This is a genomic window from Amycolatopsis camponoti, from assembly GCF_902497555.1.
Classification (GTDB): Bacteria; Actinomycetota; Actinomycetes; order Mycobacteriales; family Pseudonocardiaceae; genus Amycolatopsis; species Amycolatopsis camponoti.
Genome location: NZ_CABVGP010000001.1, coordinates 337,656 through 357,879 on the forward strand (window position 1 = coordinate 337,656; position 20,224 = coordinate 357,879).

Consider the following 20,224-nt stretch of genomic DNA (forward strand, 5'->3'; position numbering starts at 1 on the left):
ACTGAATCATGACGAGTGACGAGGTTCTTACCGGGTCGTTACGGCTACCTCCACCGGCCCGCGGAGTCCGGCTCGCGGACTTATGGTGGTCGGTGATGAGCGAGCCGAACCCGGCAGCCCGGCTCGCCGAGCCGCCTGTCCGCGAACCCGAGTTCCCGGTCGCCGGGCGCCGCGCCGATCTTCTGGCCGTCGCGGTGGCCGTGGTGCTCGTGGCCGCGGCCACGGCGGCCGGCATCTACTACAACCGGCCCCATTCCGGCGTCGTCATCTTCGTGTCGTCGCCGCCGCTGTTCGCCGACTGGCTCCCGCACGTCGGCCCGGGCTCGGTGTTCGCCGTGCTCATCGCCGTCGCGGTGGTGCTCCACGGCCCCGTGCTGGCCGCCCGCCTGCCGTGGCGCCGGGCGCTCGTCGCCGGCTACCTGGCCTCGCTCGCCTGGATCTTCTCGCTGGCCATGGTCGACGGCTGGTCCCGCGGGTTCGCCGGTCACCTGACCATTCCGCAGGAGTACCTCCACGAGGTCCCCGGCATCACCGACATCCCGCGGATGCTGCGCGAGTTCTCCTCCCGCATCCTCGACTTCCAGCCGGACTCGTGGACGACGCACGTGTCCGGCCACCCACCGGGCGCGACGCTCGTCTTCGTCTGGCTGGACCGGCTCGGCCTGCACGGCGGCGCGTGGGCCGCGACGGCCGTCGTGCTCGTCGGCAGCCTGGTCGCGGTCTCTGTACCCGCCACCGTCGCCCTGCTCGGCCGCGCCGAAGCGGCTCGCGCGGTGCTGCCCTTCGCCGTCCTGACGCCCGGCGCGGTCTGGATCGGCGTGTCGGCGGACGGCTTGTTCGCCGGGACGACCGCCACCGGGCTGGCGCTGCTCGCCTTGTCCGCCAGGGGGTTCTCCCGCGGCCGCCGGTACGCCGTCCCCACCGGGCTGGCGGCCGGGCTGCTGCTCGGCTTCGGGATCTTCCTTTCGTACGGCCTGGTGCTGCTCGGCCTGCTCGCGCTGGCCGTGGCCGTCCTCGGCCGGCAGTGGCGGGCGGCCGCCCTGGCCATCGCGGCGGCGCTGGCCGTCGTCGGCGCCTTCGCGTGGGCGGGCTTCTGGTGGCTCGACGGCTACCACCTGGTCGTCGAGCGCTACTACCAGGGCGTCGCGCTGGTCCGGCCCTACTCGTACTGGGTCTGGGCCGACCTGGCGGCGGTGTCCGTCGCGCTCGGCCCCGCGGTGGTGGCCGCCCTGCGCCGGGGTCTCGCGGACGCCTTCTTGCCCCGCCCGGGTCGTGCCCTGCTTTCCGACCCGGTGCTGCTCCTCGGCGTCGCCGCCCTGCTCACCATCGTGTTCGCCGACGTCTCGGGCCTGTCGAAAGCCGAGACCGAACGAATCTGGCTACCGTTCGGGGTGTGGTTGCTGCCGCTGACGGCCCTGCTGCCGCGGCCGGGGCGCCGGTGGTGGCTCGCCGCCCAGGCCGCGACGGCGCTGGCGGTCAACCACCTGCTGCTGACCGGCTGGTGAGGGAGACATGATGGACGATCAGGCCGGCCGCGTGCTCGTGGTCGACGACGACGAGACGGTCCGCGACGTCGTGCGCCGCTACCTCGAGGTCGCCGGGTTCACCGTCGACCAGGCCGGCGACGGCGCTCAAGGGCTCGCCGAGTTCGCCGCCCACGAGCCGGACCTGGTCGTCCTCGACGTCATGATGCCGGGGATCAACGGGCTCGAGGTGTGCAAGCGGCTGCGCCAGGTCAGCCAGGTGCCGATCGTCATGCTCACCGCCCTCGGCGAGGAGGAGAACCGGATCGCCGGGCTCCAGCTCGGCGCCGACGACTACGTCACGAAACCCTTCAGCCCCAAGGAACTCGCCCTTCGCGTCGCCTCGGTGCTGCGCCGCGCCCGGATGCCGCGTCCGGAACCGGCCGCCGCCGAGCTGGCCGACGGCAACCTGCGTCTGCAGATGACCGCGCGCACGGCGACGCTCGCCGGCCGCGAGCTGCCGCTGACCTCGCGGGAGTTCGATCTGCTGGCCTTCTTCCTCGCCCATCCCGGCGTCGCGTATTCGCGCGGGGATCTGCTCGAGAAGGTGTGGGGCTGGGACTTCGGCGACCAGTCGACGGTGACCGTCCACGTGCGACGGTTGCGCGAGAAGATCGAACGCGACCCGGCCAAGCCGACCCGGGTGGCGACGGTGTGGGGTGTCGGCTACCGCTACGACCGGGAGCAGCCGTGATCGAACCCGGTGAGTCCTTCGGCGAGACGCTGACGCATCTCTGGCACATCCTGCCGCTGGCACTGCTCTTCTCGTTGCCGATCGCGGCCCTCGGCGGGGTCGTGCTCTACGTGGTGCGCCGCGGTTCGCTGGCCACCACGCTCACCGTGCTGGTGCTGATCCCGGTGCTCGCCACCCTGGTCGGCGTGCTGGGCGTCAGCGGGTTCATGTTCACCCCGGCGCTGACCACGATGCTGCTGGTCTGCCTGCTCGTCGCCGTGGTCACCGTCCCGGCGGCGATCATCCTCGGCCGGGCCATCGCGCGCCGCAGCGTGTGGGAGAGGGAAGCGCGCAACCGCGAGCGCGCGGCCGAGGCGTCGCGGCGTGAGCTGGTCGCGTGGATCAGTCACGACCTCCGCAGCCCATTGGCCGGCATCCAGGCGATGGCCGAGGCACTGGCCGACGGCGTCGTGTCCGAACGCGACGAGGTCGCCGACTACGCCCAGCGGATCGGTGGCGAGACCCGGCGGCTGTCCGCGATGGTCGGCGACCTGTTCGAGCTCTCGCGCATCACCGCCGGCGCCCTCGAGCTCACGATGTCCGCGGTGCCGCTGCGGGACGTCGTCAGCGACGCCGTCGCCGCCCAGTCGCCGGTCGCCGAGCGCAAGCGCGTGCGGGTGCTCGCCAACGCGTCGACCTGGCCGGTGGTGACCGGGAGCGACCCGGAACTGGCGCGGATCGTGCGGAACCTGGTGTCCAACGCGATCCGCCACACCCCGCCGGACGGGACGGTCGCGGTCCAGATCGGCGTCGACGGCGACGAGGCGCTCCTGGCCGTCGACGACTCCTGCGGGGGTATTCCGGACGACGAGATCAGCCGGGTCTTCGACGTCGCGTTCCGCGGGACGCAGGCCCGGACGCCCGAGCGTGGCGGGACGACCAGCGGTGGTGGGCTCGGGCTGGCGATCGCCAAGGGGCTCGTCGAGGCCCACCGGGGGAAGATCGGCGTCCACAACCACGGGCCCGGGTGCCGGTTCGAGGTCCGGTTGCCGCTCGCGATGTCCTAGATCTAGCCCTGGAAGCGGCGACGCTTCACCGGCCTGTATCAGTGGCAACCGGGGCGCGGAGTTCCGCCGTCGCGAAGTCGGTGATTCCTTCTTCGAAGCCGATTTCCGCTGTGAAGCCCAGCAACTCGCGGGCGCGGGCCGGGTCGGCGACCACGTGACGGACGTCCGCGGGGCGGGCGCCGCCCGCCACCTTCGGCTCGGGGCCGGCGCAGGCGCGTGCCAGTTCCCCGGCCAGCTCGCCGACCGTGTGCGGGGTGCCGGAGCAGACGTTGACCGGGGTGATGTCACCCTCCGGGCCGGCTGTCCGAAGAGCCAGGACGTTTGCCCTGGCGACGTCGTGGACGTGCACGAAGTCGCGCTGCTGGCGGCCGTCCTCCAGTACCAGCGGGGCTTCGCCGCGCTCCAGGGCCGAGCGGAACAGCGACGCCACGCCCGCGTACGGGGTGTTCTGCGGCATCCTCGGGCCGTAGACGTTGTGGTAGCGCATCGCCCACACGCTGCCGCCCGTCTGCCGCGCCCACGCTCCGGCCAGGTGTTCCTGCGCGAGCTTCGTCGCCGCGTACGTGCTGCGGGGGTTCAGCGGCGCGTCCTCGGGCACCAGCCGCCAGCTCAGCTCGGTGCCGCAGGCCGGGCACCGCGGCTCGAACCGGCCGGCGTCCACATCGGACGCGCGGCGCGGTGACGGCGGAACCACACCGTGGTCCGGGCACGCGTACCGGCCTTCGCCGTAGACGACCATCGACGACGCCAGCACCAGCTTCCGCACCCCGGCCGCGTGCATCCCGGCCAGCAACACCGCCGTGCCGTAGTCGTTGTGCAGGGCGTAGGACGGCGCGTCCGACGGGTCGACGCCGTGCCCGACCACCGCCGCCTGGTGGCAGACCGCGTCGACGCCGTCCAGCAGCTCGGCGACGATCTCCGTGTCGGTGACGTCGCCGCGCAGGAACCGGTGCCTGCCGGTGTACGCCGGTGGCGTGCGGGAGCCGTGGGCCGTGGGGAGGAGGTTGTCGAGCACCACGACCTCGTCGCCCCCGTCCGCCAGGAGATCGGCGATGTGAGATCCGATGAACCCGGCTCCGCCGGTGACCAGTACGCGCACCCCGGCCACGCTAGGGGGCCGCGGACCGGCGCGCCCGGCCGCGCGCGGGCACGTCACGGAATCGTCAGAACTCACCCGGCACCTCCCGGCGCCGGGAAGGCGAAACCGACTACGGTGGGCGCCATGGAACGGAGTGCACAACGGCTGGGCCGGGCCCTCGTGGTCATCGTGGACGATCGCGTGGCGCACGGCGAGCACGAGGACACCACGGGACCGCTGGTGACCGAGCTGCTCGAAGAAGCGGGCTTCATCGTCGACGGTGTCGTGGTCGTCGAGGCCGAGACCGCGGGGATCCGCAACGCGCTCAACACCGCCGTGATCGGCGGCGCCGACCTGGTGATCACGGTCGGCGGCACCGGTGTTCTGCCGCGTGACCGCACGCCGGACGCGACCGCCGGTGTGCTCGACCGCCCGATCCCGGGCATCAGCGAGGCCATCCGTGCGTCCGGGCTGGCGGCCGGAGCCGTGGACGCCGGGATCTCGCGGGGGCTCGCCGGGGTGTCGGGGAGCACGCTGGTGGTCAATCTCGCCGGGTCGCGGTCCGCGGTCCGCGACGGGATGGCGACGCTGACCTCGCTCGTGCCGCACGTGATCGACGAGCTCTCGGGCCTCGAAGAGGTCTGATTTCCTTCGCGTGATCGGGGCACCGCCGATAAAGTTGCCCCGATCATGGATTTCCGCATCGGTGGGCAGCTCGAGGTGCGTCGGCTCGGCTTCGGGGCGATGCACCTGCCGACCGAAGCCGGCCCCGCGCGAGAAGAGGCGATCGCGGTCGTCCGGCGAGCCGTCGAGCTGGGCGTCACGCTGATCGACACCGCTCACCTCTACGGCGGCGGAGCCAACGAGGAACTGCTCGCTTCAGCGCTGTACCCGTATCCGGCCGGTCTGGTGATCACCACCAAGGTGGGTGTCGCGCGCACCGGGCCCGGCGGTGAGTGGCGGCTCGACGCCCGGCCCGAGATCCTGCGTGACCAGGTCGAGCAGGCTCTGCGCCGGCTGCGGGTGGAGCGGATCGAACTACTGCAGCTGCACCGGATCGACCCGGAGACGCCGTTGGCCGACCAGCTCGGCACCCTCCGGGAGCTGCAGACAGCCGGGAAGGTCGGGCTTCTCGGCCTGTCCGAGGTGACGGTCGACGAGCTGGTACGCGCTCGGGAGATCGTCGACGTCGCGAGTGTGCAGAACCGCTACAACGTGCTCGACCGGGAGCACGAGCCGGTGCTGCGGGCTTGCGCCGAAGCAGGAATCGCGTTCTTGCCGTGGCGGCCCATCGCTCCGATCGGCGGAGCCGCGATCGGCGCCATCGCGGTGGAGCTGGGCGCCACCGCCGCTCAGGTCTCGCTGGCTTGGCTGCTGGCGCGCTCGCCGGTGATCCTGCCGATTCCGGGGACCGGCAGGATCGCGCATCTGGAGGAGAACCTCGCCGCGGCCGAGCTGGTACTGACACCGGCGCAGCGACGGCGCTTGACCGGGCCGGACCTCGCCGAGATCGAGGCTTGTTTCGCCGACATCCTGTCGGGCCGGATCAGCCGCGACGCGGCCGACCGCTGGGCCGGCCGGTGGCTCAGCGACGACTTCCGGCACGAGATCGACCTGGACGAAGACCAGCGGTGGGCGCTCGATCTGCTCGCGGGCATCGACCTCCCGGACTGGCCGGGCCCCGGGTTCCTCCACAGCGAGGACCAGATCCGCGGCTGGCGGGACGAAGTGCGGCGCCGCCGGGGGTGAAGTTCACTCTGGAGTTGTCAATCAACGCGTCGTGGGAGACTGGGGGCATGTCCGGTCAGCAGCGCGATCCCCAGGCCGCCAGTGAGCGGCGCCGTCGGGTCGATGAGATCTTCGGGGACGTCCTGCCCGAGACGACCTCCGATGAGCGCGATCCCGACCGGCGCACCGGGCTCCCGGACGACTGGTACCGGGAGAACCGGCCGCCGCACCACGATCGCTGAGCCCGCTCAGTCGCGGCCGTTGTCGCGCTGGGCCTGGGCTCGCAGCAGGTCGCGGATCTCGATCAGCAGCTCGACGTCGGTCGGCTCGGACGGGCCCGGCTCCTGGCCGCGCTTGCGCCGCTCCTGGACGTGCTTCACCGGCAGCACGATCACGAAGTAGACCACCGCCGCGACCAGCACGAAGTTGATCGCCGCGTTGATCACGTCACCGAAGTTCAGGAACGTGGCCTTGTTGTTTTCGAAGATCTGGTAGCCGAGGCCGTTCGCGGCGTCCGTGCCGCCGATCGTGCTGATCAGCGGCTTGATGAGGCCGTTGGTGAACGCCGTGACGATCGCCGTGAACGCCGAGCCGATGACCACCGCGACGGCCAGGTCGACGACGTTGCCGCGCATCAGGAAGTCCTTGAAACCCTTGAACACTTGCTCTCCTCACGAACGGGAACGATGGGGGGTGGGCTAGCGGAGAGTAACCGTTACCGGACGCTCCAATGAAATCGCCGCCACCCTCGTCGCGATCGCTTCCGGGAGCCGAAGCAGCACCAGGGGACCCTTCGCCGTGGACGCCTCCCGCTGCCCGACCGCCACCACCGTCGCCCCGCTCGCCAGCACGGACGCGGGCACGCCCGGCTCCGGCGCCGCGACGACGTCGACGCGTCGCCCGGGCTCCAGCAACTCGGCGACGCCGGCATCGGCCAGGCGCACCGGCACCGTCGCCGTCGCGGGATCACCCGAGCCGGGGATGGCCGTCGCCAGCCGGACGTCGGTCAAGGGTTCGCCGGCGCGGACGGCGCCCGCCAGCAGGTGGCCGTCGACGTCGTCCAGGGTGCTCAACGCACCCGCTGGGCGAGTGGAGTCGGGGAGGTCGGCCAGCCGCACGTCGGGAGCGCGCAGAGCCGCGCCGGAAGGAAGATCGTGCGCCGCGACGACGGTCGGAGTCGTCGGTGCGCCCCGCGCGGAACCGGGGTGCGCGAGCAGCAGTACCCCGGCCAGCAGCAGGCCGGCGGCGAGCCAGCGGCGGATGAGCCGGGCCCGCCGGCCCTGCAGCCGGGTCAGATCAGGTGTGCGGAACTTCGCCGCCACGTCCACGGTGCCCCCTCGATCGGATCGAGTGCGGCGGTGTGCCGCACGAGATCGACGTTAGGGAAGCCGGACGGGCCGCCGGAAGGGCCACGTCCGGCATCTGTGGACAACCGGGGTGTTGTGGACAACCTCGCCGGTCAGGAGGCGGCGGCGGTGGTTTTTGTCGTACCCGAGGAGGAAGATGCCGAGCTCGTGTCGGACTTGGTCTCCGACTTCGACTCCGTCTTGGTCTCCGTCTTCGCCGGGGTCGCGGTCGTGCTCGACTTGCCCGAGTCACGCGAGTCGGTGCGGTAGAAACCGCTGCCCTTGAAGACGACGCCGACCGAGCTGAACACCTTGCGCAGGGTGCCGGAGCACTGCGGGCACACGGTCAGGCTGGGGTCCGAGAACGACTGCACGGCTTCGAACCGGTGGTCGCATTCTTTGCAGGCGTACTGGTACGTAGGCACTGAGGGCTCCTTTGCTGGCACTCATCCGACCAGAGTGCCAACCCGATTGTGCTGGAAAACATTCCCCGAAAGCAATTCCACGTTGCTCACATCGGCAGGTCGAGCACGCCTCGACCCGGCGTCAGCGCCCCGCTCATGCGCACGTCGTGGGGTTCCCCGGGCAGCCGTTCGACCAGCTCTTCGTCCCGGACGACGGCCAGCAGGGGCACGCCGGCCGCGGCGAACACCAGCGAGCGATCGTAGTGACCGGCGCCGCGCCCGAGCCGGACACCCCGGCGATCCACGGCCAGCGCGGGCACCAGGATCAGCTCCGCGGCCCCGACAGCCTCGGTACCCAGGCGTTTCCCGCCGGGCTCGCGGATGCCGCGGAACCGGCTGGGCACGAGATCGGCCTCGCCCGTGTACTCCGCCCAGTCGAGCGGGTCCGTCCGGGACAGGATGACCGGCAGCAGCACCCGCGCGCCGCCGGCCGCGAGCGCGTAGACGAGCGCCGTCGTGCCCGGCTCGGTGCCGAACGGGAGGTACGCGCACACCGTGCCGGATGTGACGTTCGACACCGCGCTGACCAGTGCTGACGCGTCCCGGGCGTGCGATTCGGCGGTCTGGTCCGCTCGCGCGCGCGTCAGCCGGTCACGCCACTCCGCCTTGCTCAGGTGCTCATTGCCCAGCGCGTGCATGACCTCACGTTAGGCTCTGCGCCCATGACGGGCGCCGCAACCACCCAGACGTTCAGAACCGCCATCGTGCCGGCCGCCGGCCTCGGGACGCGCTTCCTGCCGGCGACGAAAGCCGTGCCCAAGGAGCTGCTGCCGGTGGTGGACACGCCGGGGATCGAGCTGGTCGCGGCCGAAGCCGCCGCCGCGGGAGCGGAGCGCCTGGTCATCGTCACTTCACCGGGCAAGGACGCCGTCGTCCGGTACTTCGAAGAGCAGCCCGAGCTGGAGAAGAACCTCGAGGCCAAGGGCAAGACCGAGCTGCTCGAAAAGGTGCGCCGCGGGTCCGGGCTGCTCGCCGTCGAGACCGCCATCCAGGAGCAGGCGCTCGGCCTCGGTCACGCCGTCGCCCAGGCCGAGCCGAACCTGAACCCGGACGACGAGGCCGTCGCCGTGCTCCTGCCGGACGACCTCGTGCTCCCGACCGGCGTGCTCGAGCGGATGGGCGCGGTCCGGGCCCAGTACGGCGGCAGCGTGCTGTGCGCGTTCGACATCCCGAAGGCCGAGATCTCGCCGTACGGCGTCTTCGACGTCTCGGACACCGACGACGAAGACGTCAAGCGCGTGCACGGGATGGTCGAGAAGCCGAAACCGGAGGAGGCGCCGTCGACCTACGCCGCGGCCGGGCGCTACCTGCTCGATCGGGCGATCTTCGACGCGCTCAAGCGGATCACCCCGGGCAGCGGCGGCGAGCTGCAGCTGACCGACGCGGTCGCGCTGCTGATCTCCGAGGGACACCCGGTGCACGTCGTCGTGCACCGTGGTGGACGCCACGACCTGGGGAATCCGGGTGGTTTCCTGCGCGCCGCGGTCGATTTCGCGCTTGAAACGCCCGAGTACGGTCCATCTTTACGGGCGTGGCTGACGGAACGGATCGGGACAGATCGCCCATGACGGAATCCCTCGACGCGGCACGGCCGGAAGTGGCCGGGGACGAGACCGAGCTGCGCTCGGTCGACGCGCAGATCTCGATGACCTTGGAAGCCGCCGTCCGGCCCCAGCCGGTGCGCGTGGCGATCTCCGAGGCACAGGGGCTGCTCTGCGCCGAGGAGGTCGTCGCCGAGCACGCGCTGCCCGGGTTCGACCAGGCCGCGATCGACGGCTACGCGGTGCGCAGCGTCGACGTGCGCACCGCCGGGCAGGAGCCGGTGCAGCTGCCGGTCGTCGGCGAGATCGCGGCGGGCTCGCGCCAGCCGCGGCGCCTGCAGCCCGGCCAGGCCGTGCGCGTCGACACCGGTGCGCCCCTGCCGACGCTGGCCGACGCGGTCGTGCCGCTCGGCTACACCGACGGGCACCAGGCCCGGGTCACCGTGCACCGGTCGGTGCCGTCGGCGGGGTACGTGCGCCGGACCGGCGAGGACGTCCAGATCGGTGACGTCGCGGTGCGCCGCGGCGACACGATCGGTTCGGCGCAGGTCGGCCTGCTGGCCGCGGTCGGCCGGGCCAAGGTCCTCGTCTACCCGCGGCCGCGCGTGTCGATCGTCTCGGTCGGCGACGAGCTGGTCGACATCGACCGGACGCCGTCGGTCGGGCAGGTCTACGACGTCAACTCGTACGCGCTCGCCGCTGCCGCCCGGGACGCGGGCGCCGAGGTCAGCCGGGTCGGCATCGTGCCGAGCGAGCCGAAGCGGCTGCGGGAGATCGTCGAGGGCCGGCTGCTGATGTCGGAGATCGTCGTGGTCGCGGGTGGCGCCGGGGGCGCCACCGGTGACGAGGTCCACGCGGCGCTCTCGGACCTGGGCCGGATCGACATGACCCGGGTCGCGATGCACCCGGGCTCGGTGCAGGGGTTCGGCAGGCTCGGCCCCGACTCGGTGCCGACGTTCCTCATCCCCGGCAACCCGATGAGTGCGCTGGTCGTGTTCGAGGTGCTGGTCAGGCCGCTGATCCGGGCGGCACGCGGGACGCGCAACCCGCACCGGCGGATCGTCGGGGCGCGGCTGCTGTCGCCGATCACGTCGACCGAGGGCCGGCGCGGCTACCTCCGCGGCCAGCTCCTGCGCGACGAGGCCAACGGCGAGTACCTCGTCCAGCCGCTCGGGCAGTCGGGGGCGCACCTGCTCGCGTCGCTGGCCGAGGCGAACTGCCTGATCAACGTGCCGGAGGAGCTGACCGACGTCCCCGCGGGCGAGCAGGTCCAGGTCACCTTCCTGGCGCAACGGGCCTGATGAACGCCGTGTCGGGGGTGTCCTACCCGGTCGAAAGCCGGCACCCGGGCTGGCCGGCCCGGCTCGGCCCGCTGCGGGTGCCCGCCGGGGAGGTCGCGATCCGGCCGGTGCGGCTGCGCGATGCCGGCGAGTGGAGCCGGATCCGGCTCCGGGACCGGGCGCACCTCGAGATGTGGGAGCCGACCGGCGTCGGGCCGTGGCCCGAACGCAACGCTTTCTGGTCGTGGCCGTCGCAGTGGGCGGCGTTGCGCTCGCTCGCGCGGCGTGGCCAGTGCCTGCCGTTCACGATCACCCTGGACGGCCGTCTCGCGGGGCAGATCACCGTCGGTAACGTCATCCGGGCGTCGCTGCGGTCCGCCTGGATCGGCTACTGGGTGTCGTCCGACGTGGTCCGCGGCGGGGTCGCGACGGCCGCCGTCGCCCTGGTCACCGACCACGCCTTCGGCCCGGCCGGGCTGCACCGGCTGGAGGCCACCGTGCGCCCGGAAAACGGCGCCAGCCTGCGGGTTCTCACCAAGGCGGGCTACCGGCAGGAAGGCCTGTTCGAGCGCTACCTCGACGTCGCGGGCGCCTGGCGGGACCACTACTGCTTCGCCGTCACGCGCGAGGAGACCGGGGCCGGGCTGGTGTCGCGGCTGGTCGCGGCGGGACGCGCCGACTACGCCTGAGGGTCATTACCCACCTGGGTCCGTGAGCGCGTTACCACATGCTGTGAGATTCACCTAATCCGGTGAGGCATTTTCGTGATCCAATCCGGCGAGCCTCCGTCCGATCTGTTACTCCTGTGACTAGCGTGATTTCAGGTGGAAGGATCGGGGGAGGTGACGGGAGATGCCCAGCTCCGTGATCATCGTCGCGCTCGCCGCGGCATGGCTCGTCGTTCTCGTGCCCATGGTCGCGCGTCGGCGGCAGCAAGTGGCCCATACGGCCGACTCCGCGTTGGCGGCCAGGGTCGTACGCAGTGGACGCAACGAAGACCGGGAGGAATTCGCCATGTCCGAGGAGACCGTCAAGTCCCGGCCGTCGGTCGAGGACGACCTCGCGGAGCTGGAAGCCGACCTCGAACTCGAGGACGACTACGAGGAGCCGGAGCCCGAGCCGCTCCCGCAACCGACCCGCGCCGAGCGGGCCGAACGAGCCGAGCGCGCGGGTTACCGCCCTGGCCGGGGCGGCTTCGACCCGGAAGCGGCGGAGATGGCGGCGCGCGCGAAGTACAGCTTCCGGCAGCGCATCGTCGTCATCCTGCTCGCGGTGGCGGTCATCACGGCCGCGATCGCCGGGTTCGTCATGCCCCTGGTCTGGTGGGGCCACGCGCTGGCCGACGTCGTGCTGGTCGGCTACCTCGTCTACCTGCGCCGCCAGGTGCGGATCGAGGAGGAGATCCGGCAGCGCCGGCTCGCCCGGTTCAACAGCACCCGCGCGCCCCGGCGGTCGGTCCCGCGTCCCGCGGCTTCGTCGCCTTCCGCGGACGACGACGAGCCGGTTGAGGACACCGAGGACGTGGACGTCGTCGAGCCGGTCCGCCGCGAGGTGGTCGAGCGCCGTCCGTCGCCGACGTCGCGTGTCCGCCGCAGCGCGGTGGTCGTCGATCTGGACGACGAGGACCCGGCGTTCGAGGAGCTCGACGAGCCGGGGACCGGGCCTTATCGGCGGGCTGTCGGAGAGTGACCCCCTCGGAGAGGTGCTCGTAGGGCACTGCTAAGCTCTACGAGCAAGAACAAGGGGCTGTAGCGCAGTTGGTAGCGCGTCTCGTTCGCATCGAGAAGGTCAGGGGTTCGATTCCCCTCAGCTCCACAGATGGCAGGCTCGTGCTCGCGGAGAGCGCGGGCCTTTTCTGTTTCGCGTGTCCTGTGGGGGTGCAACCCCCACACCCCGCTCGGGGGCACGCCCCCGAACCCCCAGCCGTGGCTGGGTTGGGTGATCGGGGTCCGAGCCCCCCATCTGTGGTTCCGTCGCGTAGATCCCGTGTCAGTTCGGGGTCAGGTCGGTGTCAGGGCTGGGCGGCACAGTCCTTCCCATGACCACCTCAGCGATCACCGCTACCGGCCTCCGGAAGGCCTACCAAGACAAAGTCGTGCTCGATGGCATCGATCTGGAGGTTGCCGCCGGGTCCGTTTTCTCGCTGCTCGGTCCCAACGGGGCCGGGAAGACCACCACCGTCAACATCCTCACCACTCTTGCGCAGGCCGATGGCGGCAGCGTGCGCGTTGCCGGGCACGATGTCGGCTCGGATGCCAAGGCCGTTCGGAAAGTCATCGGGGTCACCGGGCAGTTCGCCGCCGTTGACGAGTTGCTCACCGGGCAGGAAAACCTGCAGCTCATGGTCGATCTCAGCCCCGTCAAGAACGGCAAGCGCGTTGTCGCGGACCTGCTCGAGCGCTTCGAACTCACGGAGTCCGCGCAGAAACCCACCTCTACCTACTCCGGGGGCATGCGCCGGAAGCTCGACCTCGCCATGACCCTCGTCGGGGACCCGCGGATCATTTTCCTCGACGAACCCACCACCGGCCTGGACCCGCGCAGCCGGCGGACCATGTGGTCCATCGTCAAGGACCTCGTGGCCGACGGCGTCACCATCTTCCTCACCACCCAGTACCTCGACGAGGCCGACCAGCTCGCCGACCGGATCGCCGTGCTCGACCGCGGGCGCCTCGTCGCCCAGGGCACGCCCGATGAGCTGAAGCGGCAGATCCCCGGGACGCACGTCCGGCTCCGGTTCACGAACGTCGCCGAGCTCGACGCGGCCGCGCGGGTCATCGCCGGGTCTACCCGGGACGACGAGTCGCTCACCCTGCGGGTTCCCGGCGACGGCGGCACGAAGTCGCTGCGCACCCTGCTCGACCGGCTCGACGAGTACGCCATCAACGCCGAAGAGTTTTCCGTCCACACCCCTGATCTCGACGACGTCTTCCTCGCCCTGACGGGCCACACCACGGAGGTTCCCGCGAAATGAGCGCCCAGACCGTCATGTTGCGCCGCAACTTCAAGCACATCGCCCGGAACCCGACGTCGGTGTTCAACGCGGTCCTGATGCCGATCGTGATCATGTTGATGTTCGTCTACATGCTGGGCGACGCCTTCGACGTCGGCGTGAACTACGTCGACTACGCGACACCCGGCCTGATGCTGCTCGCCATCTGCTACGGCCTCGGCGCCACCGCGACGTCGGTGAACTCCGACATGACCAAGGGCATCATCAACCGGTTCAAGGTCATGGACGTCTCGCGCGGCGCGGTGCTCACCGGGCACGTCGTCGCCAGCGTCCTGACGAACGTCGTCGCCATCGCGGCTCTCGTCGGCGTGGCGTTCGCGCTGGGGTTCCGTCCGAACGCGAGCTTCCTCGACTGGCTAGGTGTCGTCGGCGTGGTCCTGCTGCTCGCCTTCGCGGCCGGCTGGCTCACTGTCGCATTGGGACTGTTCGCCAAGTCGCCGGAGACGGCGGGCCTGGCGTCCGTGCCGCTGGTCATGCTGCCGTTCTTCAGCAGCGCGATCGCCCCGGCGGACAAGATGGGGCCGGGACTGCGGGAGTTCGCGGAGTACCAGCCCTTCACGCCGATCATCGAAACCGTCCGCGGGCTGCTCAACGGCACGCCCTCGACCGGCTACGCGCTCGCCGCGGTCGCCTGGTGCCTCGGGATCGCGCTCGTCGGGTACTTCTGGGCGCGGTCCACGTTCAAGAAGCGAGCGTGACTTCGGCCAGCTCGCGCCAGCTCGCCCGTTTCCCCTGCTGAGTCGCCTCGGTGAACTTCGTGTCACCGAGGCGATTCCGCGTGGCCTGCTCGATCCGCGCGATGTCCGGCTGCGAGCGGTCCACCACACCGCGCACGGCGGCGCTCGCCGCGAGCAGCCGCGCCGCCTGTTCGTACTCTTCCTTGCGCAGAGCCAAGTCCGCGATGCCGACGAGCACCTGCGCGATCATGGGTGCGGCCCCCGTCTCCGATGCCGCCCGCAAGGCCGCGACGCGGTGGTCGCGGGCCTCACCGAGGTCTTCGGCGAGGTAGCCGAGCAGATCGTGGGTCGTGACCTGGATGTTCGCCCGCTCGGCGGCCGTGCCCAGCGTCGCCGTCGCGACGTCGAGCTGCCGGCGTGCTTGGACGGCGTCGCCGCTCCAGCGGGCGATGTCCGCTTTCGCCAGGGCCAGCTCGGTCAACGCCTCCGGCCAGGCGACCCGTTCCGCGAGCCGCTGCGCCTCGGCCATCGCCGCCGCGCCGGCGCCCTCGTCCCCCGACAGCCAGTACAGCTGGGCCTGCCGCGATCGCATCCGCACGACATCCTCGATGGCGCCGACCTCGGTGACGACGACGATCGCCTGTTCGTAGTGCTCGCACGCGCCGGCGAACTCGCCGCGCATGGCGATCCGGTCGGCCAGCTCGGTCAGGGCGAACGACGTCCCCCACCGTTCGCCGAGCGCCCGGAACTCGGTCAGCGCCGTCTCGAGGAAAGCGTCGGCCTCCTGCTCGTCCTCGCCGAGCTGGATCCGCATCTTGCCGAGCTGCAGCCGGGCGAGGCCGCGGACCCACGGGTCTTCGTCGGCGAGCAGCGGTTCCCACGCGGGCAGGAAGTCTTCCGGCGTCCGCAGCATCCGTTCCAGCGCGGCGACCAGCGACACCGCCGGGTGCGGGTGCTGAACGCGGCCGCTGAGCTCGTGGACCTGGCGGATCCAGTCCGCCGCCTCGAACTGGTCGCTTTCCCGGCCGGACGTCAGGAACCCGGTGACGAACGCGTACACCGTGGCGCGGATTTCGTCGGGCACCTCGCCGGGCAGGGCGGTGGCCGCCATGAGCAGCTCGTTGCCCTCGGTCTTGTGCCCGGCGAGCCACCAGTACCAGCCGGCGGCCGCCGCGAGCCGCATCGCCTCGGGTGTCTCGCCGGCCGCGAGGGCTCCCCGCATCGCGGCGACGATGTTGTCGTGTTCGGCGTCGAGGGTGGCGAGCCAGGTGAGCTGGTCGGCACGGCGGAGGTGCGGCTCCGCGGTTTCGGCGAGCTCGGTGAAGTACGCGAGGTGCGCCCGGCGCGCCGAGTCCGTGTCCCCGGCCTCGGCGAGCCGCTGCTCGGCGTACTCCTTGATCGTGCCGAGCATCCGGTACCGCGGCGCCCGGTCGCCCGCGCTGACGACCAGCGACTTTTCGGCCAGCGCGGTCAGCAGCTCCTCGGCCGCGTCGGTCCCGCAGACCCGTTCGGCCGCTTCCAGGCTCGCGCCACCGGAGAACACCGAAAGCCGGCAGAGGACGACGCGTTCGTCGTCGGACAGCAGCTCCCAGCTCCAGTCGATCACCGCGCGCAGCGTCCGGTGCCGCGGCAGCGCGGTGCGGCTGCCGCCGGTCAGCAGGCGGAACCGGTCGTCGAGGCGGTTGGCGAGCTGGTCGAGGGACATCGTGCGCAGCCTCGCCGCGGCGAGCTCGATGGCCAGCGGCATCCCGTCCAGCGCCCGGCAGACGCGGGCGAGCGTCGGGGCGTCGGCCACGAAGTCCTTGCGCACCGCGCCGGCCCGGTCTCGCAGCAGCCGGACCGCCGGGGCTTCCTCGATCTTCGCGGGGTCGGCGCCCTCGGCGGGCAGGACGAGCGGGGCCACCGGCCACAGCGCCTCACCGGTGATGCCGAGGGGTTCGCGGCTCGTCGCGAGAATGCGCAGCCGGCGGCACTCGCCGAGCACCCGGTGGGCGAAGGCCGCCGCGGACTCGATGACGTGCTCGCAGTTGTCCAGGACCAGCACCAGGTCGCGGTCCCGCAGCGCGGCGATCACCCGGTCGGTGGGTTCGGCCTCCGGCGCGTCACCGAGCAGGGCGTCGCGCAGCTTGAGCGCGGCGAGCGTCGCTTGGGCCACGTCGCCCTCGGTCGGCGCGAGCTCCACCAGCCAGGCGCCGTCCGGAAAGTCGTCGAGCAGCGTGCGCGCCGTCTCGGTGGCCAGCCGGGTCTTGCCCGAGCCGCCCGGCCCGACCAGCGTGGTGAGCCGGTGTTCGGTGACGAGCCCGCGGACGGCGGCGACGTCGTCGTCCTTGCCGACGTAACTGGTCAGCTCGGCGCGCAGGTTCGTCTTGCGCGGCTCTTCGCGCCGGGTCAGCTCGCCGCGCAGCAGCGCGACGTGCAGCGCGGCCAGCTCCGGCGACGGGTCGACGCCCAGCTCGTCGGCCAGCGTCTCGCGCGTGCGCTCGTAGACTCGCAGGGCCTCGGTGTCCCGGCCGGTCGCGACCAGGCCGCGCATCAGCGCGCCGACGAGCCGCTCCCGGGCCGGGTGCGCGGCCACCAGGTCGGTGAGCTCGGTGACGACGCTCTGGCCGAACTCGGTCTCCGCGTCGAAACGGTCCTCGAGGGCGGCCAGCCGGAGTCCTTCGAGCCGCGTGACCGCGGCGTCGAACGCGGCGCTCTCGGTCAGGCCGACGTCCTGCATGGCCGCGCCCCGCCACAACGCCAGCGCCGCACGCAGCTGCCGGACATCGTCGCCGGCCTGGGTGACGAGGCGTTCGAACCGCACGGCGTCGACGGCGTCGGGGTCGACGGTCAGCCGGTAGCCGGCGGGCCGGCCTTCGACGGCGGCGCCGTCCGGGAGGACCTTCCGCAGCCGGGAAACCAAGCGCTGCAACGCGTTCGCCGCGTCGGCGGGCGGGTTCTCGCCCCAGATCCAGTCGACGAGCGTCGCCTTCGGGACCACCCGGCCCGGGTCGAGCGCGAGCGCGATCAGCAGTCCGCGCAGCCGGGCGCCCGGCACGTCGGCCGCGGTGCCGTCGTCCGCGCGAACTTCGAATGACCCCAGTATCCCGATCTGCACCAGGCCGATCATGCCACGGGCGCCCGGGTGTCCGGGCCGTGTCAGCGCCATGTCAGGCCGGGCGGCGATCGTGGTCGGCACACCCACCACGAAAGGACCTCCGATGAGCGACATCCCTCAGGGACTTCCGATGGAGCGCGACGCGGGGCCCTTCGACCCGCCCCGCGAGGTCACCCGCCTGCGCGACACCCGCCCGGTCAGCCCGATGGTGTTCCCCGACGGGCACGAGGGCTGGCTCGTCACCGGCTACGAAGCGGTGCGCGAGATGATGGCCGACACGCGGTTCAGCTCGCGGCTGGACCTCGACGTCGTCCACGTGCCGTACGAGACGCCCGGCATGCCCGTCGCGACCGAGCCGTCCCCGCAGCTGCCGGGCATGTTCATCGCGATGGACCCGCCGGACCACGGCCGGCTGCGCAAGCGGCTCACCGGCGCCTTCACCGTGAAGCGGATGAAGCAGCTCGAAGAGCACATCGCCGAGATCGTCGAGCGGCAGCTGGACCACGTGGCGCGCCTGGCGCCGCCGATCGACCTGGTGAAGGAGTTCGCGCTGCCGGTGCCGTCGCTGGTGATCTGCGAACTGCTCGGCGTCGCCTATGAAGACCGCGAGAGCTTCCAGGCCAACTCGGCGCAGTTCATGATCCGGGACCAGACGCTCGAAGAGAAGATGGGCGCGTACATCGCGCTGAACACGTACCTGTCCGAGCTGGTCACCCACAAGCGCTCTTCGCCGGGCGAGGACATCCTGTCCGACCTGGCCTCCCACGAGGACCTGACGATCGAGGAGCTGACCGGCGCCGCGTTCCTGTTGCTGATCGCGGGACACGAGACGACGGCGAACATGCTGTCGCTGGGCACTTTCGCGCTGCTGGAGCACCCTTCGGAGCTGGCTTCGCTGAGCGCCGATCCGGCGTTGATGCCGGGCGCGGTGGAGGAGCTGTTGCGGTACCTGTCCGTCGCCGACATCTTCTTCCGGTACGCGACGGAGGACCTTTCGCTGGGAGGCGAAACGATCCTCAAGGGGTCGACGGTGGTCGTGTCGCTGCTGGCGGCCAACCGCGACCCGCAGCGGTTCGAGAACCCGGACGTCTTGGACATCCGCCGCAACGCGCGGGGGCTGCTGTCGTTCGGCCACGGCGTGCACCAGTGCCTGGGGCAGCAGCTGGCGAGGATCGAGATGCGGGCCGGGTTCGAGGGCCTGCTGCGGCGGTTCCCGACGCTTCGGCTCGCCGTGCCCGCCGCGGAGGTGAAGCTGCGGACCGACATGAACATCTACGGGGTGCACGAACTGCCGGTCACCTGGTGAGCTTCGGCCGTGACACGCGGGATCGGCCGCTTCCCGCGTGTCACGCCGGATCGCGGTACTGGTGCAGCAGGCTGTTGAAGTTCCGCAAGGTTGCGATGGCGTCGTCGGAGACCGGATCGGGATGGAAATGCATGATGCTGTTGCGGAGCTGGCGAATGGCATCGAGCCGGTCGATGAAGACTTGACGATCCAGGGGCCAGTCGAGCTTTCCCCAGACCTCCCGGTTGCCGAGGATGCGCTGGTAATCACCGAAGCCGAGTTCGTTGAAGTTCTTGATAGTCCTGCTGCACAGCGGCTGGACGGTCGGAAGGTCCACCGCGCGGCTCAAGATCCAGCGCAGCGTTTGGTCCAGCTCGCCCAGCTGAAAGAACGGTGTGGCCATCTCGCCGTAGCGGCGGGCCACGTCCGCCGTCGTGACGATGCCTTTCACTTCCTTGCTTACGTTGGTCACGAACACGAACTCGCGTTGCTGCAGCGTGGGGAGCACTTCGAAAAGGTCGCGGTCGTACGTGACGACCTCGACATGGGTGTCGATCGCATCGGCCACGCTGGCATCGCACCTTTGGTGCATCGCCTGAGCGATCGAGCGCCAGGTCACCGCACCACGCACGTTGCGAGGGCCGTTCAGGACAGCCAGCTGCGAGTAGTCGTTGATGACCATTTTTGTAATGGCTTCTTTGAGCGGACTGTGGGTTCCTACCGACTCGACGCCCCTAAGAGGAGAGATGTTTCCCACAGTGAGGCGGACATTCAGACTGCTGTCGGCCTCATCGTCCTCGGCAGCAGGGCCGTTGTCGTCTCCGGAGAGCGCTGCAGTCACTGCTTCTTCCGGCTCGTCGCGCGGCGTGGTCAGCGTAACCGTCGAGTCGAGGGTCACGGCACGAAAACTCGGTGACGTCACCAGTCCGTGGTTGGCGAGATCGGCCTCGATCTTGCTGACTTGGTCACCGCGATCCGTCGCTCCCCAGATCCTCAGGAGTTCGCGAACCGTGACGCGATCGGGGTTGCCTTCCTCAGCGTGACCGCGCGCCTGCCTGAGGCGCTCGTGGACACGCTGAGGGTCTTGGTCGTCCTCCGAACGCGCCGCGGCAGCGGTCCGTGAAATCGTCCGGTCGAGCAGCTCTTGACGGACGGAGTCGAGCAAGCGGTCCTGGTCGACGACCAGCCACGCGCGCCAACCGTCGACCGCATGCATGCCGGCAGCCACCACAGCAGCTCGCGATGGGGAGCGGAACTCCTCACCGTCGGGCTCCAGCCGGATCCGCCCCTGGTCGGTCACTGTTGCCTCATAGGTCACACCGATCCGGTTGCGCCTGAACCGGAGCTTCGCGCCTGCCCGGATGAGGCCGGCTTCCAGCAGGTCGGAGACCATGACGCGCCGTCCGTCTATCAAGTACATCGAGCGACCGCCGGCGTCATCGCTCGCGGTCG

The 20,224-nt window shown here is 71.0% G+C and carries 20 protein-coding genes and 1 tRNA gene; 14 read left to right on the plus strand and 7 right to left on the minus strand.

Annotated features, from left to right (window positions below; genetic code table 11):
• Nucleotides 1-95 precede the first annotated feature (95 nt).
• The 3 genes from AA23TX_RS01675 to AA23TX_RS01685 are packed head-to-tail and all read left to right on the plus strand — an operon-like array spanning nucleotide 96 to nucleotide 3,263.
• Complete coding sequence (locus tag AA23TX_RS01675; protein WP_155540839.1) at nucleotides 96-1,505, plus strand: hypothetical protein; 1,410 nt, start codon at nucleotides 96-98, stop codon at nucleotides 1,503-1,505.
• Between the two features lie 10 nt (nucleotides 1,506-1,515).
• Nucleotides 1,516-2,217: a response regulator transcription factor gene (locus AA23TX_RS01680; RefSeq protein ID WP_155540840.1), complete on the plus strand. Its 702-nt coding sequence runs from the start codon at nucleotides 1,516-1,518 to the stop codon at nucleotides 2,215-2,217.
• Nucleotides 2,214-3,263 carry a sensor histidine kinase gene (locus tag AA23TX_RS01685; protein WP_155540841.1) on the plus strand — a complete coding sequence of 350 codons (1,050 nt, stop codon included), beginning with the start codon at nucleotides 2,214-2,216 and terminating at the stop codon, nucleotides 3,261-3,263. Before AA23TX_RS01680 ends, AA23TX_RS01685 begins: the two co-directional genes overlap by 4 nt.
• Before the next feature lie 25 nt (nucleotides 3,264-3,288).
• Here AA23TX_RS01685 and AA23TX_RS01690 read toward each other — a convergent pair whose 3' ends face one another.
• On the minus strand, nucleotides 3,289-4,362 hold the full coding sequence (locus tag AA23TX_RS01690) for an NAD-dependent epimerase/dehydratase family protein (protein ID WP_196425145.1): 1,074 nt from the start codon (nucleotides 4,360-4,362) through the stop codon (nucleotides 3,289-3,291).
• A gap of 123 nt (nucleotides 4,363-4,485) precedes the next feature.
• On the opposite strand from AA23TX_RS01690, the gene AA23TX_RS01695 reads away from it, so the two are divergent.
• The 3 genes from AA23TX_RS01695 to AA23TX_RS01705 are packed head-to-tail and all read left to right on the plus strand — an operon-like array spanning nucleotide 4,486 to nucleotide 6,311.
• The gene (locus AA23TX_RS01695; protein ID WP_013230045.1) at nucleotides 4,486-4,986 is read left to right on the plus strand and encodes a MogA/MoaB family molybdenum cofactor biosynthesis protein; all 501 of its coding nucleotides are present in this window, start codon (nucleotides 4,486-4,488) and stop codon (nucleotides 4,984-4,986) included.
• Between the two features lie 45 nt (nucleotides 4,987-5,031).
• Nucleotides 5,032-6,090, plus strand: a complete 1,059-nt coding sequence (locus AA23TX_RS01700; RefSeq protein ID WP_439328741.1) for an aldo/keto reductase — start codon at nucleotides 5,032-5,034, stop codon at nucleotides 6,088-6,090.
• A gap of 47 nt (nucleotides 6,091-6,137) precedes the next feature.
• On the plus strand, nucleotides 6,138-6,311 hold the full coding sequence (locus tag AA23TX_RS01705) for a hypothetical protein (RefSeq protein ID WP_155540842.1): 174 nt from the start codon (nucleotides 6,138-6,140) through the stop codon (nucleotides 6,309-6,311).
• 6 nt (nucleotides 6,312-6,317) lie between these two features.
• On the opposite strand, the gene mscL is transcribed toward AA23TX_RS01705, so the two are convergent.
• From mscL to AA23TX_RS01725, 4 genes are all read right to left on the minus strand, one after another.
• Entirely contained in the window at nucleotides 6,318-6,731 is a 414-nt protein-coding gene (gene mscL, locus AA23TX_RS01710; RefSeq protein WP_155540843.1) for a large conductance mechanosensitive channel protein MscL, read from the minus strand.
• A 36-nt stretch (nucleotides 6,732-6,767) separates the two neighbouring features.
• Nucleotides 6,768-7,397 carry an SAF domain-containing protein gene (locus tag AA23TX_RS01715; RefSeq protein ID WP_155540844.1) on the minus strand — a complete coding sequence of 210 codons (630 nt, stop codon included), beginning with the start codon at nucleotides 7,395-7,397 and terminating at the stop codon, nucleotides 6,768-6,770.
• A gap of 131 nt (nucleotides 7,398-7,528) precedes the next feature.
• Nucleotides 7,529-7,840, minus strand: a complete 312-nt coding sequence (locus tag AA23TX_RS01720; RefSeq protein WP_155540845.1) for an FmdB family zinc ribbon protein — start codon at nucleotides 7,838-7,840, stop codon at nucleotides 7,529-7,531.
• Nucleotides 7,841-7,926: 86 nt separating this feature from the next.
• Nucleotides 7,927-8,517: a 5-formyltetrahydrofolate cyclo-ligase gene (locus AA23TX_RS01725; protein WP_155540846.1), complete on the minus strand. Its 591-nt coding sequence runs from the start codon at nucleotides 8,515-8,517 to the stop codon at nucleotides 7,927-7,929.
• Nucleotides 8,518-8,541: 24 nt separating this feature from the next.
• Here AA23TX_RS01725 and AA23TX_RS01730 point away from each other — a divergent pair, with 24 nt between their 5' ends.
• The 7 genes from AA23TX_RS01730 (at nucleotide 8,542) to AA23TX_RS01760 (ending at nucleotide 14,411) form a co-directional block, all read left to right on the plus strand.
• Nucleotides 8,542-9,447, plus strand: coding sequence for a UTP--glucose-1-phosphate uridylyltransferase (locus AA23TX_RS01730; protein ID WP_155540847.1), 906 nt, complete (start codon nucleotides 8,542-8,544; stop codon nucleotides 9,445-9,447).
• Nucleotides 9,444-10,721, plus strand: coding sequence for a molybdotransferase-like divisome protein Glp (gene glp / locus AA23TX_RS01735; RefSeq protein ID WP_155540848.1), 1,278 nt, complete (start codon nucleotides 9,444-9,446; stop codon nucleotides 10,719-10,721). The genes AA23TX_RS01730 and glp overlap by 4 nt, the downstream gene beginning before the upstream one ends.
• Nucleotides 10,721-11,389: a GNAT family N-acetyltransferase gene (locus AA23TX_RS01740; RefSeq protein WP_155540849.1), complete on the plus strand. Its 669-nt coding sequence runs from the start codon at nucleotides 10,721-10,723 to the stop codon at nucleotides 11,387-11,389. The genes glp and AA23TX_RS01740 overlap by 1 nt, the downstream gene beginning before the upstream one ends.
• A 163-nt stretch (nucleotides 11,390-11,552) precedes the next feature.
• A complete protein-coding gene (sepX, locus tag AA23TX_RS01745) occupies nucleotides 11,553-12,389 on the plus strand; it encodes a divisome protein SepX/GlpR (RefSeq protein WP_155540850.1) in 837 nt (278 codons plus the stop codon).
• 53 nt (nucleotides 12,390-12,442) lie between these two features.
• Nucleotides 12,443-12,515 (plus strand) — tRNA-Ala (locus tag AA23TX_RS01750).
• Between the two features lie 223 nt (nucleotides 12,516-12,738).
• Entirely contained in the window at nucleotides 12,739-13,674 is a 936-nt protein-coding gene (locus AA23TX_RS01755; protein WP_155540851.1) for an ATP-binding cassette domain-containing protein, read from the plus strand.
• Nucleotides 13,671-14,411 carry an ABC transporter permease gene (locus AA23TX_RS01760; protein ID WP_155540852.1) on the plus strand — a complete coding sequence of 247 codons (741 nt, stop codon included), beginning with the start codon at nucleotides 13,671-13,673 and terminating at the stop codon, nucleotides 14,409-14,411. The genes AA23TX_RS01755 and AA23TX_RS01760 overlap by 4 nt, the downstream gene beginning before the upstream one ends.
• Here AA23TX_RS01760 and AA23TX_RS01765 read toward each other — a convergent pair.
• Nucleotides 14,395-17,487: an AfsR/SARP family transcriptional regulator gene (locus AA23TX_RS01765; protein ID WP_155544185.1), complete on the minus strand. Its 3,093-nt coding sequence runs from the start codon at nucleotides 17,485-17,487 to the stop codon at nucleotides 14,395-14,397. The two genes, AA23TX_RS01760 and AA23TX_RS01765, sit on opposite strands and share 17 nt — an antisense overlap.
• Before the next feature lie 103 nt (nucleotides 17,488-17,590).
• Here AA23TX_RS01765 and AA23TX_RS01770 point away from each other — a divergent pair, with 103 nt between their 5' ends.
• Nucleotides 17,591-18,793, plus strand: coding sequence for a cytochrome P450 (locus tag AA23TX_RS01770; protein ID WP_155540853.1), 1,203 nt, complete (start codon nucleotides 17,591-17,593; stop codon nucleotides 18,791-18,793).
• 40 nt (nucleotides 18,794-18,833) lie between these two features.
• Here the strand turns inward: AA23TX_RS01770 and AA23TX_RS01775 are convergent, their stop codons facing one another.
• On the minus strand, nucleotides 18,834-20,192 hold the full coding sequence (locus AA23TX_RS01775; protein ID WP_155544186.1) for a CBS domain-containing anti-phage protein: 1,359 nt from the start codon (nucleotides 20,190-20,192) through the stop codon (nucleotides 18,834-18,836).
• Nucleotides 20,193-20,224: the final 32 nt, after the last annotated feature.

Excerpts from the sequence above, each read along its gene's own strand:
- AA23TX_RS01730 (WP_155540847.1), top strand. The coding sequence starts at position 8,542 with ATGACGGGCGCCGCAACCACCCAGACGTTCAGAACCGCCATCGTGCCG.
- AA23TX_RS01725 (WP_155540846.1), bottom strand. The coding sequence starts at position 8,517 with ATGCACGCGCTGGGCAATGAGCACCTGAGCAAGGCGGAGTGGCGTGAC.
- AA23TX_RS01700 (WP_439328741.1), top strand. The coding sequence starts at position 5,032 with ATGGATTTCCGCATCGGTGGGCAGCTCGAGGTGCGTCGGCTCGGCTTC.
- AA23TX_RS01755 (WP_155540851.1), top strand. The coding sequence starts at position 12,739 with ATGACCACCTCAGCGATCACCGCTACCGGCCTCCGGAAGGCCTACCAA.
- AA23TX_RS01740 (WP_155540849.1), top strand. The coding sequence starts at position 10,721 with ATGAACGCCGTGTCGGGGGTGTCCTACCCGGTCGAAAGCCGGCACCCG.
- glp (WP_155540848.1), top strand. The coding sequence starts at position 9,444 with ATGACGGAATCCCTCGACGCGGCACGGCCGGAAGTGGCCGGGGACGAG.
- AA23TX_RS01680 (WP_155540840.1), top strand. The coding sequence starts at position 1,516 with ATGGACGATCAGGCCGGCCGCGTGCTCGTGGTCGACGACGACGAGACG.
- sepX (WP_155540850.1), top strand. The coding sequence starts at position 11,553 with ATGCCCAGCTCCGTGATCATCGTCGCGCTCGCCGCGGCATGGCTCGTC.
- AA23TX_RS01775 (WP_155544186.1), bottom strand. The coding sequence starts at position 20,192 with ATGTACTTGATAGACGGACGGCGCGTCATGGTCTCCGACCTGCTGGAA.
- AA23TX_RS01770 (WP_155540853.1), top strand. The coding sequence starts at position 17,591 with ATGAGCGACATCCCTCAGGGACTTCCGATGGAGCGCGACGCGGGGCCC.
- AA23TX_RS01695 (WP_013230045.1), top strand. The coding sequence starts at position 4,486 with ATGGAACGGAGTGCACAACGGCTGGGCCGGGCCCTCGTGGTCATCGTG.
- AA23TX_RS01705 (WP_155540842.1), top strand. The coding sequence starts at position 6,138 with ATGTCCGGTCAGCAGCGCGATCCCCAGGCCGCCAGTGAGCGGCGCCGT.
- AA23TX_RS01760 (WP_155540852.1), top strand. The coding sequence starts at position 13,671 with ATGAGCGCCCAGACCGTCATGTTGCGCCGCAACTTCAAGCACATCGCC.
- AA23TX_RS01675 (WP_155540839.1), top strand. The coding sequence starts at position 96 with ATGAGCGAGCCGAACCCGGCAGCCCGGCTCGCCGAGCCGCCTGTCCGC.